This is a genomic window from Saccharibacter sp. EH611 (assembly GCF_009834765.1).
Classification (GTDB): Bacteria; Pseudomonadota; Alphaproteobacteria; order Acetobacterales; family Acetobacteraceae; genus Saccharibacter.
The window spans coordinates 181,685-196,820 of the sequence record NZ_WVHP01000021.1 but is presented as its reverse complement, the minus strand read 5'-3'; the positions used below and the strand labels follow the sequence as shown (position 1 = coordinate 196,820).

16 protein-coding genes are annotated in these 15,136 nt (G+C 51.1%); 1 reads left to right on the top strand and 15 read right to left on the bottom strand.

Annotated features, from left to right (window positions below; all coding sequences use genetic code 11):
- Positions 1–29: 29 nt before the first annotated feature.
- The 6 genes from argB to rpmH form a co-directional block, all read right to left on the bottom strand.
- Positions 30–974, bottom strand: a complete 945-nt coding sequence (gene argB / locus GS535_RS06220; RefSeq protein WP_370518128.1) for an acetylglutamate kinase — start codon at positions 972–974, stop codon at positions 30–32.
- Positions 975–988: 14 nt separating this feature from the next.
- Positions 989–1,660 (bottom strand): ribosome biogenesis GTP-binding protein YihA/YsxC, encoded by a 672-nt coding sequence (yihA, locus tag GS535_RS06215; protein WP_160791258.1) that lies wholly within the window; start codon positions 1,658–1,660, stop codon positions 989–991.
- A gap of 5 nt (positions 1,661–1,665) precedes the next feature.
- Entirely contained in the window at positions 1,666–3,396 is a 1,731-nt protein-coding gene (gene yidC / locus GS535_RS06210) for a membrane protein insertase YidC (RefSeq protein WP_160791257.1), read from the bottom strand.
- A 160-nt stretch (positions 3,397–3,556) separates the two neighbouring features.
- Positions 3,557–3,778 (bottom strand): membrane protein insertion efficiency factor YidD, encoded by a 222-nt coding sequence (gene yidD / locus GS535_RS06205; protein WP_370518127.1) that lies wholly within the window; start codon positions 3,776–3,778, stop codon positions 3,557–3,559.
- 7 nt (positions 3,779–3,785) lie between these two features.
- Complete coding sequence (gene rnpA / locus GS535_RS06200; RefSeq protein ID WP_370518136.1) at positions 3,786–4,133, bottom strand: ribonuclease P protein component; 348 nt, start codon at positions 4,131–4,133, stop codon at positions 3,786–3,788.
- Entirely contained in the window at positions 4,133–4,267 is a 135-nt protein-coding gene (gene rpmH / locus GS535_RS06195) for a 50S ribosomal protein L34 (RefSeq protein ID WP_018979184.1), read from the bottom strand. Before rpmH ends, rnpA begins: the two co-directional genes overlap by 1 nt.
- A 321-nt stretch (positions 4,268–4,588) precedes the next feature.
- Here rpmH and GS535_RS06190 point away from each other — a divergent pair, with 321 nt between their 5' ends.
- Positions 4,589–5,257 (top strand): YkgJ family cysteine cluster protein, encoded by a 669-nt coding sequence (locus GS535_RS06190; RefSeq protein WP_160791255.1) that lies wholly within the window; start codon positions 4,589–4,591, stop codon positions 5,255–5,257.
- Positions 5,258–5,346: 89 nt separating this feature from the next.
- On the opposite strand, the gene gloA is transcribed toward GS535_RS06190, so the two are convergent.
- From gloA to dxr, 9 genes are all read right to left on the bottom strand, one after another.
- On the bottom strand, positions 5,347–5,742 hold the full coding sequence (gene gloA, locus GS535_RS06185) for a lactoylglutathione lyase (protein WP_026294048.1): 396 nt from the start codon (positions 5,740–5,742) through the stop codon (positions 5,347–5,349).
- A 25-nt stretch (positions 5,743–5,767) separates the two neighbouring features.
- Positions 5,768–6,601: a UDP-2,3-diacylglucosamine diphosphatase LpxI domain-containing protein gene (locus GS535_RS06180; RefSeq protein WP_160791254.1), complete on the bottom strand. Its 834-nt coding sequence runs from the start codon at positions 6,599–6,601 to the stop codon at positions 5,768–5,770.
- A gap of 8 nt (positions 6,602–6,609) precedes the next feature.
- Positions 6,610–7,473 (bottom strand): acyl-ACP--UDP-N-acetylglucosamine O-acyltransferase, encoded by an 864-nt coding sequence (gene lpxA, locus GS535_RS06175; protein ID WP_370518126.1) that lies wholly within the window; start codon positions 7,471–7,473, stop codon positions 6,610–6,612.
- A 4-nt stretch (positions 7,474–7,477) separates the two neighbouring features.
- The gene (gene fabZ, locus GS535_RS06170; RefSeq protein ID WP_018979179.1) at positions 7,478–7,948 is read right to left on the bottom strand and encodes a 3-hydroxyacyl-ACP dehydratase FabZ; all 471 of its coding nucleotides are present in this window, start codon (positions 7,946–7,948) and stop codon (positions 7,478–7,480) included.
- 104 nt (positions 7,949–8,052) lie between these two features.
- Complete coding sequence (gene lpxD, locus GS535_RS06165; protein ID WP_160791253.1) at positions 8,053–9,090, bottom strand: UDP-3-O-(3-hydroxymyristoyl)glucosamine N-acyltransferase; 1,038 nt, start codon at positions 9,088–9,090, stop codon at positions 8,053–8,055.
- A gap of 33 nt (positions 9,091–9,123) precedes the next feature.
- The gene (locus GS535_RS06160; RefSeq protein ID WP_160799176.1) at positions 9,124–10,053 is read right to left on the bottom strand and encodes an OmpH family outer membrane protein; all 930 of its coding nucleotides are present in this window, start codon (positions 10,051–10,053) and stop codon (positions 9,124–9,126) included.
- Positions 10,054–10,113: 60 nt separating this feature from the next.
- Positions 10,114–12,648, bottom strand: a complete 2,535-nt coding sequence (bamA, locus tag GS535_RS06155; protein WP_160791251.1) for an outer membrane protein assembly factor BamA — start codon at positions 12,646–12,648, stop codon at positions 10,114–10,116.
- 170 nt (positions 12,649–12,818) lie between these two features.
- Positions 12,819–13,925 carry an RIP metalloprotease RseP gene (gene rseP / locus GS535_RS06150; protein WP_237442210.1) on the bottom strand — a complete coding sequence of 369 codons (1,107 nt, stop codon included), beginning with the start codon at positions 13,923–13,925 and terminating at the stop codon, positions 12,819–12,821.
- On the bottom strand, positions 13,922–15,100 hold the full coding sequence (gene dxr / locus GS535_RS06145) for a 1-deoxy-D-xylulose-5-phosphate reductoisomerase (protein ID WP_160791250.1): 1,179 nt from the start codon (positions 15,098–15,100) through the stop codon (positions 13,922–13,924). The genes rseP and dxr overlap by 4 nt, the downstream gene beginning before the upstream one ends.
- Positions 15,101–15,136: the final 36 nt, after the last annotated feature.

Below are 15,136 nucleotides of genomic sequence, written 5' to 3'. Positions count from 1 at the left end.
CCCACTCTCCCCCCCCTCTTATCCCCTTCTTAGGAGGCTTTGATCAATGTCCCCGGCCCTGCCCGTGTAAAGAGCTCCAGCAAGCAGGTGTGAGGCACACGACCATCCAAAATAACCGCCGCTTTTGCGCCTGCTTGTACAGCTTTCAGGCACGTCTCAACTTTAGGGATCATTCCCCCCGTGATATGCCCTTCCCGGATGAGGCGCTTCGCATCATCTGCGCTGAGTTCTTCGATGCGTTTACCGTTTTCGTCCAACACGCCGGGCACATCCGTCAGCATTAGCAAACGTGATGCCTTAACCGCACCTGCGACAGCCCCGGCTGCTGTATCAGCGTTAATATTATATGTTTCCCCGTTCGGCCCTGCACCAACAGGAGCCACAACCGGAATAAGCCCAGCCCCGAGCAGCGCATACAACACACGCGGATCAACCGTCTCCGGTGTGCCTACATAGCCAAGATCAACGTCTTCTGCGCGCTCTCCCACGCGACGTGTATGATGAAGCTTCCGTGCTTGAATGAGGCGGCCATCACGCCCAGAAATCCCAGCAGCTAAAGCACCAGCACGGCTAATTAAATCCGCCACACGCTTATTAACGGTGCCAGACAACACCATTTCGATCACCTCGACAACGGATTGATCCGTCACACGCAGCCCATCAATAAACTGCGATTCGATAGCCAGCTTTTTCAAAACAGCATTAATCTGCGGGCCGCCGCCATGCACAATGATGGGATTGATGCCTACCTGCTTCAGCAGCGCAACATCACGTCCAAATGTCGCTGCCAAGCCATCCTCTACCATAGCGTGGCCACCATATTTCACCACGATGGTATCACCCGCATATTGCCGCAAATAAGGCAGTGCTCCCGCCAAAATAGCCGCCTGCTGCTGCTCACCCAGTGCCTCGGCTGTTATGAGCTCTTCTGGTGCAGACATGGATTTATGAGAATCGGGAGAAGGCTCTGTCATGGTTCGAGGGATCCTTACTGGCGGGGAGAAGCAGGCTCAGCAAAACGCGCCATCATCGCGCGCAAATCAGGGATTCCAAGCCCTGTTGTGCTGCTCGTCGGAAGAACATGGGGATAAGCGGCCGCATGGGCAGCCACGACGGCCTGCGCCTCTTCAACGCGACCTTGCAACGCAGCTTCAGAGAGATAGTCGCATTTCGTTAACACGATCTGGAAAACAACGGCGGCCTTATTGAGGAGCTCACACACCTCACGGTCTGACTTTTTAAACCCAACACGGCCATCAATCAGCAACACGACACGCTCTAACGTTGGGCGTCCACGTAGATACGCAAACATCGTGCGTTGCCAATCCTCTTTGACCGCCTTAGCGGCTTTTGCAAAGCCATAGCCGGGCATATCCACCAAGGTAAGACGTCCAGCCAGATCAAAAAAGTTCAATTGTTTCGTGCGTCCCGGCTCAGAAGAGGCGCGCGCCAATGAGCGACGGTTCGTCAGTGCATTAATAATGCTTGACTTGCCAACGTTGGAACGTCCCGCAAAAGCAATTTCAGCACGGCCAATCTCCGGCAATTGCTCCAGTGATTGCGCACCGTAGAAGAAATCACACTCACCTGCGAACAGGCGACGGCCCTCTTCCAACTCTTCTGCTGTTAACTCTCCGGGGAGTTCCTTCACGTTGGTCATTCCTCTCAGCGCTTCACTGGTTTCGGCAACTTGGTATGATTTTGAATATAGTACTGCTGCGCAAAGGTCAGCAGGTTATTCCATGTATAATACACCAAGAGGCTCGCCGGGAATCCCGACATGATGAACACATAAACCAGCGGCATAAACTGCATGATACGCGCCTGAGCTGGATCCATACTCACCATGCTCTGACGCTGCATGAGCCAGAATGTCACACCCAACGCTGTTCCCCAGATGCTCACATGAAGGAAGGACGCAAGATGGGTCGGGTCATAGGGAATAAGCCCCAACAGATTAAGCAGATTTGTCGGATCCGGCACGGATAGATCACGAATCCATCCAAAGAAGGGCGCATGGCGCTCATCAATGCTGATATTGAGCATTTTATAAAGGCAGAAGAAAATCGGCATCTGGATCAAGATCGGCAAACAGCCACCGGCTGGATTAATCTTTTCCTCTTTATACAGCGCCATGATCTTCTGGTTCATTGCCATCGGATCACTTTTAAACTTCTCGCGTATTTCCGTCACTTTCGGAGCGACCAAACGCATCCGTGCTGAAGATGTCGCCGCTTTAGAGGCGAGCGGGAAGAAGACAATCTTAACAATTAAGGTCAGTGCCATCAGAGCCAGACCGAAATTGCCGATATGCACATAAAGCCAATGCAGCAGATAAAGAATGGGGCGTGTAATAAAGCTAAACCAGCCAAAGTCGATCGCTTTATCAAAATCTGGCAGCTTTAACTTCTCCCCATAGGTCTGAAGCAAACTTGGAACTTTCGCACCGGTAAACAGATGGCTTGCAAAGCCAAGTGTTGCACCCTGCTGAACTAACTGCGGGTCACGGCTTGCAAAGGTAACCTGATAAGAACCGCCACGGCCCAACTGTGGGTCATAAGCATAACGTGCTGAGACTTGGGCCCCTGCATCAGCACCAATCGCTGTTAGCCAATATTTATCTGTAATACCGCCCCAGCCGCCTTGGCCTGTCGTTTGCCATGATACATGCTCAGGCGCATCGCTGCCTTTTCGCAGGTTCTTATATCCATTGTCAGCCAGTGTCCCATTCATGACCGCAATTGGCCCTTCATAGGCTGTTAAGGAGCCCGTATCAGCCGGAAGATAGTCACGTTGCACACGCTGGAACGGATAAACGGAAACAGGTTGGCCAGACTGGTTGCTTACCTCCTGCTGCACATCAAACATGTAATGATCATCCAAACTCAAATGAATCTGGAAGGTCACCCCCGCTCCATTGTCCCAATGCAAGGTGATAGGCTTGCCGGGAGCAAGCTTTGTTGCCTCTGTTTGCCACTCTGTTGCCGCATCTGGAAGGCGCGTTGTATAGCCTGGCGCATTGTGCCAACCAATAACGAGATAGCTTGGATGCTCGCTCGTTGCGCGATCCAACAGACGCACGAGAGGGCTATCTTTAGCCAGTGTCTCACGATAACGCGTCAATACAAGGTCATCGAGCCGAGCGCCGCGCAGATTAAGCGTGCCCTTTACGTAAGCCCCTGCGATCGTCAGACGACGGGCTGGCTTATCAGCCAAGGACGCGTCATCCTGCTTTACTTCTTGAGAAGTTGGCACCGGCGCTGGCGCAGATGTTTGCACAGGCGTTGAGCTATGAGAGGATTCTTGGTGCGGTGGTTTCGGCATAAAATAGTTGAAACCAACCAAAATTATGGCCGAGACAACAATGGCCAAAAGAGTGCGTTTGCTACTTTCCATCGGGCTAAGGCCGCTCTTTCATCTTACTGGAGGGCGAATTTCTCTCTTCAGTGACGGAAAAAAGCCCTCAAAACAATAGCTGACGTAATTTTCCTATAAGTTTTCATCATCACTCAACGCCATAATGCGCGATAAACCGCCACTAAAACGATGTCCTTCTTTAAGGAGGCGGGTCAATACCGCCTTCATGAAAAGGGTGACAGCGCATGAGTCGACATATAGTCAACCATCCCCCTCGAAAAGGCCCATGCCGCTGGATCGACTCCAAGGCATACGCGCTACAGGTCGGATGGAAACGACAGTTACGCCCTAACAACGGACTAATCGCCAGGCGATAAAAGTAGATGAGACTCAGAAGGACAAATGAGAAAATTCGCCTCACAGGAACGCTACTTATGTGCGTCGCTCAATGCCAAAACAGCTTTTTGGACATCTTGCTTCAATTTCTCAAAAGGTCGACTCCGCGTCGCCGCACGCCCAATAAAAACAAGATGCCCTCCTGAAAGAACATGTTCTTGAGCGGTAAGACGCAAAGCTTCCCGTAGCCGGCGTTTTGTCCGATTACGAATAACGGAATTACCGACTTTCTTCGTAACCGTAAAACCGACAGACGCCGTTTGCGCCCCCTGACATGGCAAAACTTGCGCAATCAAACCGGGGGTCACAATTTTGCGGCCCTTTCGGGCCACATATAGAAACTGCGACCGCTTCTGAAGGCGGTCAGGCTGTTTCATGATTAGGCAGACAGTTTCTTACGTCCTTTTGCGCGGCGGTTCGCTAGAACGCGACGGCCACCAACAGTTGCAGAACGTGTACGGAAGCCGTGGCGACGCTTACGAACCAGGCGGGAAGGTTGATACGTGCGCTTCATGATTATTCATCCTCTAAACAACAAACACGCCCGCAAAAGCGCGTATAGGAACAGGGCGTGCTACACGACACCCTTCTACATTCGTGTGGAGCTTGTAAGGCTGCTCTACAAGACTGTCAATCCTGTTCCCACGTTATACAGTCTTCTTCAATAACGTTCATGATATATTGCGGCTTGAGTACTACAATTTTTCTTTGCAAAAGCGTCGCCTTCATCCCTTGTCGTACCCGTCCCTAATCCGCTAGGGGCAAGGCTCCTGCTTTATCATTGAGCGTTTTTGACCGCTGCTGTCCTTTCATCCCCCAGACCGAGGAAAGACGCGTGACACATTCCCCTTCGCCGCTTGCGTATATGCGCGACCATATTTCAACAATGGATCAATGGTTGAGCGAAAAGCTTCCTACGCTTCGCACGGCTCACGATATTATTACGCTTGGTCACGCCATTCTGCGCCAATATGAGCAGGTTGATGCCCATCTTCAAGAAATCCGCCCTACCCCTCCTCTCGCCTGTCGGGAAGGCTGCGGCACGTGCTGCCATAACCGCATCGAAGTCAATCCATTGTGGGCTTTTGTAACATTAGATCACGCTCAGACGACACTTTCAGAAGAAAAGTTGCGCATCATTGAAGAGCGCTTGGACACTGAAGCGGCTTTCTGCCCTTTTCACTTTGATGGTGCTTGTTCCATTTATGAAAACCGTCCACCTGTCTGTCGTGGTTATTATAGCTTTGACTTAGCACTCTGTATAAAGGGCCAATATTGCGAAGAGGAAAAGGGGTATCAGGGAGATGACGCCCACGCAGCCCACCAAAACATGATTTTTCTTTTTGTTTTAGAAGATCATCTCAAAAAAGCTGAACAAGCACTCAATCTTGAATCTGGCCCAGTCTTTTTAGATGATGCCGTCGCTGCCCTGTTAAAAACAGCTGACAACTCCCAGAAATGGCTTAAAGGCGACCACCTCTTTTCTGACAAGACTGCCCCATAAACCCACCCTTATGGTTTAACGCGTCTTGTTCATAAAAAAGCCCAGCACCGTAATGGACTGGGCTCTGTTACCTACCTAACATCTCCACATTAAGCGTCAGGCTTTTCAATCAGCTCAATTTTATATCCGTCAGGGTCTTCAACAAAGGCGATAATAATCGTCCCAAATTTCAAAGGCCCTGCCTCACGAGTGACCTTCCCGCCGCCTTGCCGTATCTCTTCAACGGTTGCAGCAACATTAGGAACACCTACCGCAAAATGACCAAAGCCACTACCGATCGTATAATCTTCGGTCTGATCCCAATTATACGTCAACTCGATTTCTGCTTGACCGTGAGCATTATCGGTAAAGCCGATATAAATAAGCGTATAACGGCCTTCACGCACCTCACTGCGACGCAGTTCCTTCATCCCCAAGAGGCGATAAAAAGCAAGGCTGCGGTCAATGTCACGAATACGAACCATCGTATGTAGATAACTACTCATACGCTTTTACATCCTTCCAAAACGATCATGATACACGCGGCGCGTAACCATATAAGAAGAGCCCTAAACGGTCTGCTTCTTTCACACATTCTTGTTTATTCATAAGGAGCGTGCCACCAGCCGCAAAAGCGATGCCACGCAGACCCGCTTCGGCCGCACGCCGTACTGTCTCCGCTCCTAACGCGGGCATATCAGCACGAAGTTCCTGACCCGTTTTAGGCATCTTTAGTAGGATACCACCGACGCCTTCCTGCTTCAACGCTCGACATCGTTGCAGCATACCATCGGTTCCTTCTAGAGCCTCCACGGCCAAGACAAGACCATTTTGCACAACACAGCCCTGGCCAATATCAAGAGGAGCCATAACACGCAACACACGAGCAGCCCGTTCTATATCACGATGTGCTTGCTCATCAGGCTCAATCTGGCCTAACGCTCCTCTCGTCCCAAGCTCGTCATGAAGAAACTCATGCGCACCCCGTACGGCAAATCCTTTTTCTTCTAATACCCGCACCACAGAGGCAAGCAGCCCATCATCGCCGCTAAAAACAGCACGCCCTAACCGCATAAGGATACGCGCGCCCTCAGCATCAGGTTTAAGATCACGCCATGCAGGCCGTTTAATCGGCCCAATCAGCACAAGCTCGCGGCAATGATGCGCACGAAACGCGTCTAAAATCTCACCAGCGGCGGCAAGACGACAAAAGCGGTGAGGAAAAGGGGATAAAAGATCAGGGTTCGCAAAGCCCGCGATGCCAACAAGAAAGACTGGTCTCCCTTGCCGCTGCACAGCCTCGGCAAGCTGCGCCGGAAGGGGGCCTCCACCCGCAATAATGCCGACCGCTTCACACGTCTTCACGGACGCACTCACCCAGCATCACGGTCAATTTGTTCCATAAGGGTGCGGCTTGCAGCCCGTGTCAGCCCGCGTTGCGAAGGGGCTTCCATAAAAGAAAGCATTTCAGCAACACGATCAATATGACCATATCGCTCCCGCACATCATCCATACGTTGGCGCAAAACACGCCCCTCAACGCCTGCTCTTGGATAAAGATGACGAAAGGCGCGACGCATCAGCTGAACTTCTTCAGCACTCACTCCTGAGCGCTTCAAACCAACCCAATTAAGCCCCACAAGGCGGGCGCGATTACCGAGGACACTTCCATAAGGCAGAACATCCATCTCTACCCCACAAAGCCCTCCAACGACAGCACCGCGGCCAATCCGCACAAATTGATGGATCGCTGCAGACCCCATAATGCGTGCGCCATCTTCAATAGAGACGTGCCCTCCCATGACAACATTATTCACGATAATGACATGATCACCCAACACACAATCATGGGCGACATGGGCGTTAGCCATCAGCAGGCAATCATGCCCAATACGCGTTTCCCCATGCGCTTGGGATGTCCCACGATGGACAGTAACACTTTCTCGTAAAATAGTCCGTGCGCCAATATGACAGCGGGTTGGTTCCCCGGCATATTTTAAATCCTGCGGTGCAAGGCCAATCGTTGCAAAGGGATAAACCTCCACTCCGTCGTCAAGGGTCGTATGCCCATCTACGATCACGGAAGCATGCAACCGCACACCGTCACCCAAACGAACATGCGGACCAACGCAACACCACGGACCAATTGCAACATGACGACCTAAAGAAGCATTTGGATCCACGATAGCTGTTGGGTGTATCTCACATTGAACCGTTTGGCCCGCCATGCCTTCCATGGAATTAGTCCACGATCATCGCACTAAAAGACGCTTCTGCAACAGAGACGTCATCAACACGAGCAACACCACGGAACCGCCACACATTACCACGTGCACGTTCTTTTTTGACGTGGATACGAAGCTGATCTCCGGGCCCAACAGGACGACGGAACTTAGCATTCTCTACCGTCATGAAATAAACCAGCTTCCCTTCAAAAGCTTCACCCAGCGTCAGCACAACCAAAGTGGCCGCCGTCTGAGCCATCGCTTCAACAATCAAAACGCCCGGCATCACAGGACGTGACGGGAAATGCCCTTGAAAGAACGGCTCATTCATGGTGACATTTTTAATGCCAACTGCTGATTCCGCCGCTTTAATTTCTTCCATCTTATCAACCAGCAGAAAAGGATAGCGATGAGGAATCGCTTTCATGATCTGCTGGATGTCAACGCTCTCGGGAACCTGATGCGTCAGCTCAGTCGCTTCGTCCACTACCTCTACCTTCCTACCATTCTCACCAGAAGCTTACCGCTCTCCGCCTAAGCAAGACGAGCGGCATGTGAACGTTATCTATCAAAACTCGATAGAAAAAACCATCATGAAGGTTTTTTTCGCGAAAGTTTCCGAAGCGTTGCGACATTACGGAAAAACTCTCTGAAGGGCATTGCAGGGCTGCCAATAACATCAGCGCCTGCTTCAACGTCAGACATAACGCCACATTGAGCACCAATACGGGCTTTTTTGCCAATATGAATATGTCCGATAAGCCCTGCTTGTGCCGCGACTGTCACAAAGTCCTCAAGCTCCGTCGAACCAGAAATTCCTGCCTGCGCAACGACGATGCAGCACCGGCCTAACGTCACATTATGGCCAATCTGAACAAGATTATCGATGCGACTTCCAGCACCGATCACCGTATCTTTCATGGAGCCACGATCAATGGTTGAATTCGCACCAACCTCCACACCGTCGCCCAACAGGACACGTCCTAACTGTGGAACCGTCTCAAACCCATCCGGCCCAACGGCAAATCCAAATCCATCTTGCCCAATACGCACGCCTGGATAGAGAACAACCCGCTCTCCTAAAATCGCATGAGAAACAGTGACATGAGAACCGATCCGGCACCCTGCCCCTATTTCTACAGCAGCACCAATCGCCACGTGCCCCGCAATGACACAACCATCACCAATACGAGCGCCATCGCCAATAGTAACAAAGGGGCCAATCTCAACATTCTCACCGATCTCAACATTGTGTCCAATGACAGCACTGGGATGACGCACAGACCGTGAAGGAGAAACAGGGTGAAATAAACGCGCTACGCGTGACCACGCTAAATAAGGGCTCTCACACACTAAGGGGACGGTATGTGACGGAACCAAATCAGCAAACGCACGAGAAACAACAATAGCCCCGGCATGTGTTTCTTTTAAAAGAGGTAAATAGCGGCGGTTATCAAGAAAGCTAATATGCTTTTTAGTCGCTGTATGCAGGGGGGCTACCCCCTCATACTCGACCATCTCTTCCACGCTATGATCTCGTGGAAGACCTATGGCCTGTTTGACATCCGCTAGGGAAAACGGCCCTCGTCTCTGGAAAAAAGGCCCCTCTCCGGGGAAAGACGCTGACATAGCCGCCTCCTCTAGCTTGTTATGTCTGATCTATTAATGTCGGCGCAACACTGACGTTGACGCCTGCGGCTGAGCGGACGTACCGCTTTGTTGTGGTGCTGACGCAGCCTGACGCATCATGCTTTCTTCATCAGCCGTGGTGGCCATTTTACCAGAACGTGCAAGCTCTTCTGGATCGGCACCATCATCGGGAATGAAAACATGTGGGAGCACTTGGTTCAAGTGGCTTGCCACTTCCTCGGTGATATCCTGACCATCCACATGCAACACAGCTTGCTCGGCATGTAAGATTAAATTCATACCGCGTGCGGCCGCTACGCGGGAGACAATACCGTCATGCTGTTCCAGCACACGTTCAATCTGATGGAACGCAACCTGATACGCTTCCTGAATGATACGCGCCTGATTGCCAAAGACATGCTGGTCTTTAGCGCGACGTTCCTGCAAATGCCGCACGCGCAGCTGGAGCTGATCAGAGGTCAGAGAGCGCGCCTGCATCTGCAGCTTCTGCTGCTCTCCCCGCCAAGCGGCTTCCTCTTTCTGCACTTCATGCGCTAAACGATCGCGACGCGCACCAAGAACCTGCTGAATTTCTTGCGCCGCTGTAGAAAGCTGCATAACACCCTGCACACTAATAATACCAATCGCCGCTGCAGGCGGTGGCGCTTCTTTTGCAATCGCAGGAGCAGCCGGAACAGGCGGAAGAGGGAAAACGGGCGGAGGATTCTGCCCACCTGCCCCATTATCTACTGGGCCTCCATCTCCTCCTGAACCATCATCATCCATAGGCTCTGGCTCGGGCGCAGCCACTGGTGCAGCATGCCGTGGAGGCGCTGCTGGTGCTTGCTGTGTCTTAGGAACAAACCACCCACCATTACTCCCTGCAGCATAAGCATGCGTTAACGGGAGCATGGTCAAGGCACTTAAAGCGGTCAGTGTTCGGGTCAAAGAAAAGCGCGGCATAATCAATCTCTCTGCAACTATACAAGAACAGTAAAAAGGGAATTACGACACAACACAGAATTAAAACTGCTGCCCGAACCCAAAACGAATAGGATAAACGCGGTCACCACGTTCCTTGTGAATAGGCACAGCACCATCAATATTAACAAGACCAAATGGACTCTGCCAAGAAATCCCCAAACCGCCCGCAACGCGCGGTGTAAAGGTATTCCCATTGATGGGGGTAAAGAGTGATCCGTCCTGGCGCTGGCTTGTGTAGTGGTGGCGAACACGTGTCCCAGCCAAACTACCAGCATCAATAAACCCACGGCCAGAAATACCAAAAGAATCACCCATCGGCAGTGGGAAGTTCAGCTGAGCGGAAGCCGTGTACATAAAACGCCCCCCCAACAGATCTTCCTGCCCACCATAGCCCGGTATCCATTGGCCATTAGCACCGCGAATATGGCCAGAACGCGGCCCCACCCCCCCCTGAAGGAAGCCGCGCAAGTTCTGACCACCAAGGTAAAAGTTATCAATAATATTACGATCACTATGGCGGCCGCCCCAGTCCCCCATATAGCCAACACCGCCCTTTAATTGGACTGTCCAGCTATGGCTCCCGGTAATATCATCAAGAGGAATATAATACGCACCCGTAAACTTGCCGCGGGCATATTTTTCATCCCCGCCTAAACCAGCAAAATCACCCGTCGCAGACAGCATAAAACCAGAATGTGGGCTCATGCGGTTATCGCGGCGGTCATATGTCAACGTCGTACTGATCTGGGAAAGAAGCGACCAGCCTGCTGACTGCAACACGTAAATAGAAGAAACGTCATCTCTGAAACCGGGATATTCTGTATGAGGGTACGAATTCCCGACATGACGATCGACCAGCGTATAAGTCCATGACTGCGAGAGATAGCGGTTATACGCATAGCCTAAACGCAGCGAGAGACCATATTGTCCTTCATTATAGCTCTGATACGTCTGATAGTTATTCTGCACGAAATAAATATCAGCACCCGCAACAAAGTTACGCCCAAGGAAGTATGGATCCGTCAATGACAGGTCGGCTTGCTTTTCATAATAAGCCACCGTACCGGAGAACCCCGCATCAACCCCTGTTCCAAGCAAGTTATGTTGCTTCAATGCGAGGTTACCCAACACACCCACGTCGGTTGAGTAACCACCACCGAGAGAGAATTCCCCCGTCGGTTTTTCAGTCACATTGGCGCTCAGATCCACTTTATCAGGAGCCGAACCTTGGTTTTGATCCACTGAAACACTGCTAAAATAGCCAAGATCCTGTAACGCCATACGCGCATATTTACGGGTGGACGGCGTGTAGGCATCACCCTCGGCTACAGGTAAGTTCCGGCGGATAACCGAATCCCGTGTAATCGTATTCCCGTTGACGTCTAAACGCTCAACGTAAACATGGGGCCCTTCGACAATGTCATAGAGAAGATTAACGATCTTCTTTTCAGGATTACGAGCGATTTCTGTCCGCACCATAGCGAATGGGTGGCCATTGCCCTGCAACCAATCCTGCATATCGGTTGAGTTGTTTTGAATAGCCGTTCCGTCGTAATATTGGTTTTTATAGACCTCAATATGAGGTCTCATCATCTTCGCTGTCACGTGATGGATATTAGACCGCACATCAATCTTACCCAGCCGGTAACGTGGCCCTTCTTTAAAGGTAAACGTAATGTAGAACGTCTTATGATCTGGCGACAGCTCACCCGTCGCATCAATCATACGGAAATCAACAAACCCATTATGCAGGTAGAAACGGCGCAGAAGCTCCGCATCATACCGCACACGCTCTGGGTTATATTCATCTGAAGAAGAGAAGAAGCGATACCATGCTGATTCTTTAGACGATACGACGTTCGACAATGCCGCTTCGCTAAAAGAATGATTGCCGACGAAGACAATTTTCTTCACGAGGCTTTGACGTGCTTCGTTGATATTAAAAATAACATCAACACGGTTATGCGATAGGCGAATAATCTGCGGTGTCACCGTAGCACCATAACGCGCCCGCCCCGCATACATATTCAAAATCTTTTGGCGATCAGCCGCAATAGTCTGCGTTGAAAACACGGCGCGTGGACGAAGGTTTAATTCCTTCATAATTTCAGCGTCTTTAAGGGCATGATTGCCCTCAAAAACAATACGGTTCACAATAGGATTTTCAACCAGTTGCACCAGCAATGTGGAGCCTTCACGACGGAACGTCACATCCCGAAACAAACCCGTCGCATAGAGTGTTTTTAACGACCGATTTAAGGCGTCCCTATTGAAACTGTCACCCGGCTGCACCACCATATAAGAGAGGACAGTGCTTGTTTCGATGCGCGTATTGCCTTTGACAACAATAGATTCGGCAACGCCTCCCTCAGGCACTTGAGAAGTGTCCTGCTTACCCAAGGCAACGCTATGACGTGCAGCGCTCTGGTGGTGCCTTTTTGTGTGATGAGGGGTCTGACGATGAACAAACGCCGCCTCTGCATCACAAAAATAGGCAGGAAACAAGCAGGCCGAGGCCAGCAGAGCTAATCGGACGGCTACAGGCCGAAGACCTTCTATGCGTATTCCTGACAAAACCGGTATTCCTCGTCCCAGATTCTTATAAAGACCCTATCGCGCCATGTCTTATGCGAGGTATCTGAAAACTCACCCTCTGCGCAAGAGATACATGCGAAAAGACGCAGACACTAAGCCTCATAATGACATTTTTCGCATATTCTCACATGTCATCTCTTACCATTGCACTAATGCTGTGAAAATACCCAATGAGAGATGCTTTCAATCTTGTGGAAAAAACCTAAATTTCTCAAGTCATTATATCCCGTAAATAAGAACAAGACTAAGACAAGGCTTAAACCAGCTTGCAGAGCATATCCTTGCACACGCTCAGATACAGGGCGCCCCATAATCGCCTCTGCCGCATAAAAAACCAGATGACCACCATCAAGCATTGGGATGGGAAACAGATTAAAGAGCCCCAAACTGGTCGAAATAGCGGCAACGAACAGCAGCAAACTCACCCAACCATAATGGGCCACCTGTCCAGAGGCATGGATAATACCAATCGTCCCCGAAAGCTGCGATGCGCTGCGTTGGCCACTGATAATCTGCCACACGCTTTGTAAAACCTGCACACACAGATCCCACGTTTTTTCAAAGGCCATAGGAACAGCCTCATAGAAAGGAAGCGCCTTACCGATGACAATGCTAAACCTAACACCCAGATAGCCTGTTTTATGACCAGCCTGCCCTTTTTCCCCTAGAGTAAGCGGCAATGCCAAGTCCTGCCCTTGGCGGCTCAAGCCCAGTGTCACATTCTCTCCTGGATGAGCGCTAATCTGAGCCTGTAAATCAGCCACACCCAAAAGCGTGCGACCATTAAGAGACGTCAGATGATCGCCAACATGAAGGCCAGCTTTTTGAGCGACACTCCCCGGCTCAATCTCTCCTACATCTGGGCGAACCTCAGAATGGCCATAAAAGCCAAATAATCCGATGAAAATGATAATTGTGAAAATGAAATTAAAGACAGGCCCCATGACCGTCACGATTGCACGCGACAATACCGGCTTTCTATGAAAAGCTTCATCATCGTCAACAGCCTCATCAGAAGAATCATCCCCCCCGAAGCCGTGCAGCTTTACGTATCCTCCCAAAGGAAGAGCACTTAACTGCCAACGCGTTCCCGCACGATCATACCACGACGTAAGGGCCGGGCCGAAACCGATGGAAAAAACATCCACCTTAATATGCCGCCAGCGCGCCGCTAAATAATGCCCAAGCTCATGGACAAAAACGACCACGCTCAGCACTAAAATACCTATAAGAATACTCTCAACCGTGTGCATCATGATCCCATCCGAGCGATCTGCTCACGCGCCAACTCACGCCCGCGCCGATCCCACTCATAAATATCGTCAAGTTCTTGTGGTTCTGGGTTACTCGGCATCGCTTGCAATGACGCGTCAATCAGCTCACCAATACCAAGGAAACGGATCCGCCCATCCAAGAACGCTTCAACAGCCACTTCATTCGCAGCAGAAAAAACTGTCGGTGCCATGCCACCTGCGCGCAGCACCTGTCGAGCAAGACGCAATGGAATAAAGCGCGTCTCATCAGCCTCTTCAAAGGTCATCGTCCCCATTTTTGCAAAATCTAAGCGTTCACAGGGTGTTTCCATACGCGTAGGCCACGCTAACGTGTGTGAAATGGGAATGCGCATATCCGCTGACCCCATCTGCGCCACGAAGCTTCCATCCTTATAGCGCACCATGCCATGTACGGCTGATTGTGGATGAACAAGCACGTCAATCTGCTGTTCATCAAGCCCGAACAGACGAGCTGCTTCAATCACCTCAAGACCTTTATTGGCCATAGAAGCCGAATCAATCGTGATTTTCGCTCCCATAGACCAGGTCGGGTGTTTCAGTGCCTGCTCTGGGGTTGCAACGGCCATTTCCTCACGCGTTGCCGTGCGGAAGGGCCCTCCAGAAGCCGTAAGGATAATTTTCTCGACAGAGGCCGGATCATTATCACCAAGGGATTGGGCAATAGCGTTATGTTCTGAATCAACCGGCAAGAGCGTAGCGCCCGCATCTTTCACGGCCTGAAGCATCACATCGCCCGCACACACAAGCGCTTCTTTGTTAGCAAGAGCGACAGCATTCCCGTTTTTAACAGCTTCCAGTGTTGGCGCGAGGCCAGCCGCACCGGTAATGGCCGCCATCGTCCAGTCTGCCTCCAAAGCACCTGCCTCAATCACAGCCTGACGCCCCGCCGCAACGCGCACACCACTCCCATCCAGAAGGGCTTTAAGCTCGTCATAACGGGTTTCATCGTGGATAACCGCCCATTCGGCCTTTAGCTCACGCGCTTGCTGAGCCAGAAGCTGCGCATTTTGCCCACCAACTAAAGCACGCACCGTAATATCGTCCGCTATGCGTTTTAGCAGATCAACCGTTGACGTCCCGATACTGCCAGTACTTCCCAATACGCTGATACGCCGCCGTCTAGGGCCATCTGTCATGAGATTACGCTCCTCACCTCACGTCATGTTTACGAA

Excerpts from the sequence above, each read along its gene's own strand:
- argB (WP_370518128.1), bottom strand. The coding sequence starts at position 974 with ATGACAGAGCCTTCTCCCGATTCTCATAAATCCATGTCTGCACCAGAA.
- yihA (WP_160791258.1), bottom strand. The coding sequence starts at position 1,660 with ATGACCAACGTGAAGGAACTCCCCGGAGAGTTAACAGCAGAAGAGTTG.
- yidC (WP_160791257.1), bottom strand. The coding sequence starts at position 3,396 with ATGGAAAGTAGCAAACGCACTCTTTTGGCCATTGTTGTCTCGGCCATA.
- rpmH (WP_018979184.1), bottom strand. The coding sequence starts at position 4,267 with ATGAAGCGCACGTATCAACCTTCCCGCCTGGTTCGTAAGCGTCGCCAC.
- gloA (WP_026294048.1), bottom strand. The coding sequence starts at position 5,742 with ATGAGTAGTTATCTACATACGATGGTTCGTATTCGTGACATTGACCGC.
- lpxA (WP_370518126.1), bottom strand. The coding sequence starts at position 7,473 with ATGGAAGGCATGGCGGGCCAAACGGTTCAATGTGAGATACACCCAACA.
- lpxD (WP_160791253.1), bottom strand. The coding sequence starts at position 9,090 with ATGTCAGCGTCTTTCCCCGGAGAGGGGCCTTTTTTCCAGAGACGAGGG.
- GS535_RS06160 (WP_160799176.1), bottom strand. The coding sequence starts at position 10,053 with ATGCCGCGCTTTTCTTTGACCCGAACACTGACCGCTTTAAGTGCCTTG.
- rseP (WP_237442210.1), bottom strand. The coding sequence starts at position 13,925 with ATGATGCACACGGTTGAGAGTATTCTTATAGGTATTTTAGTGCTGAGC.
- dxr (WP_160791250.1), bottom strand. The coding sequence starts at position 15,100 with ATGACAGATGGCCCTAGACGGCGGCGTATCAGCGTATTGGGAAGTACT.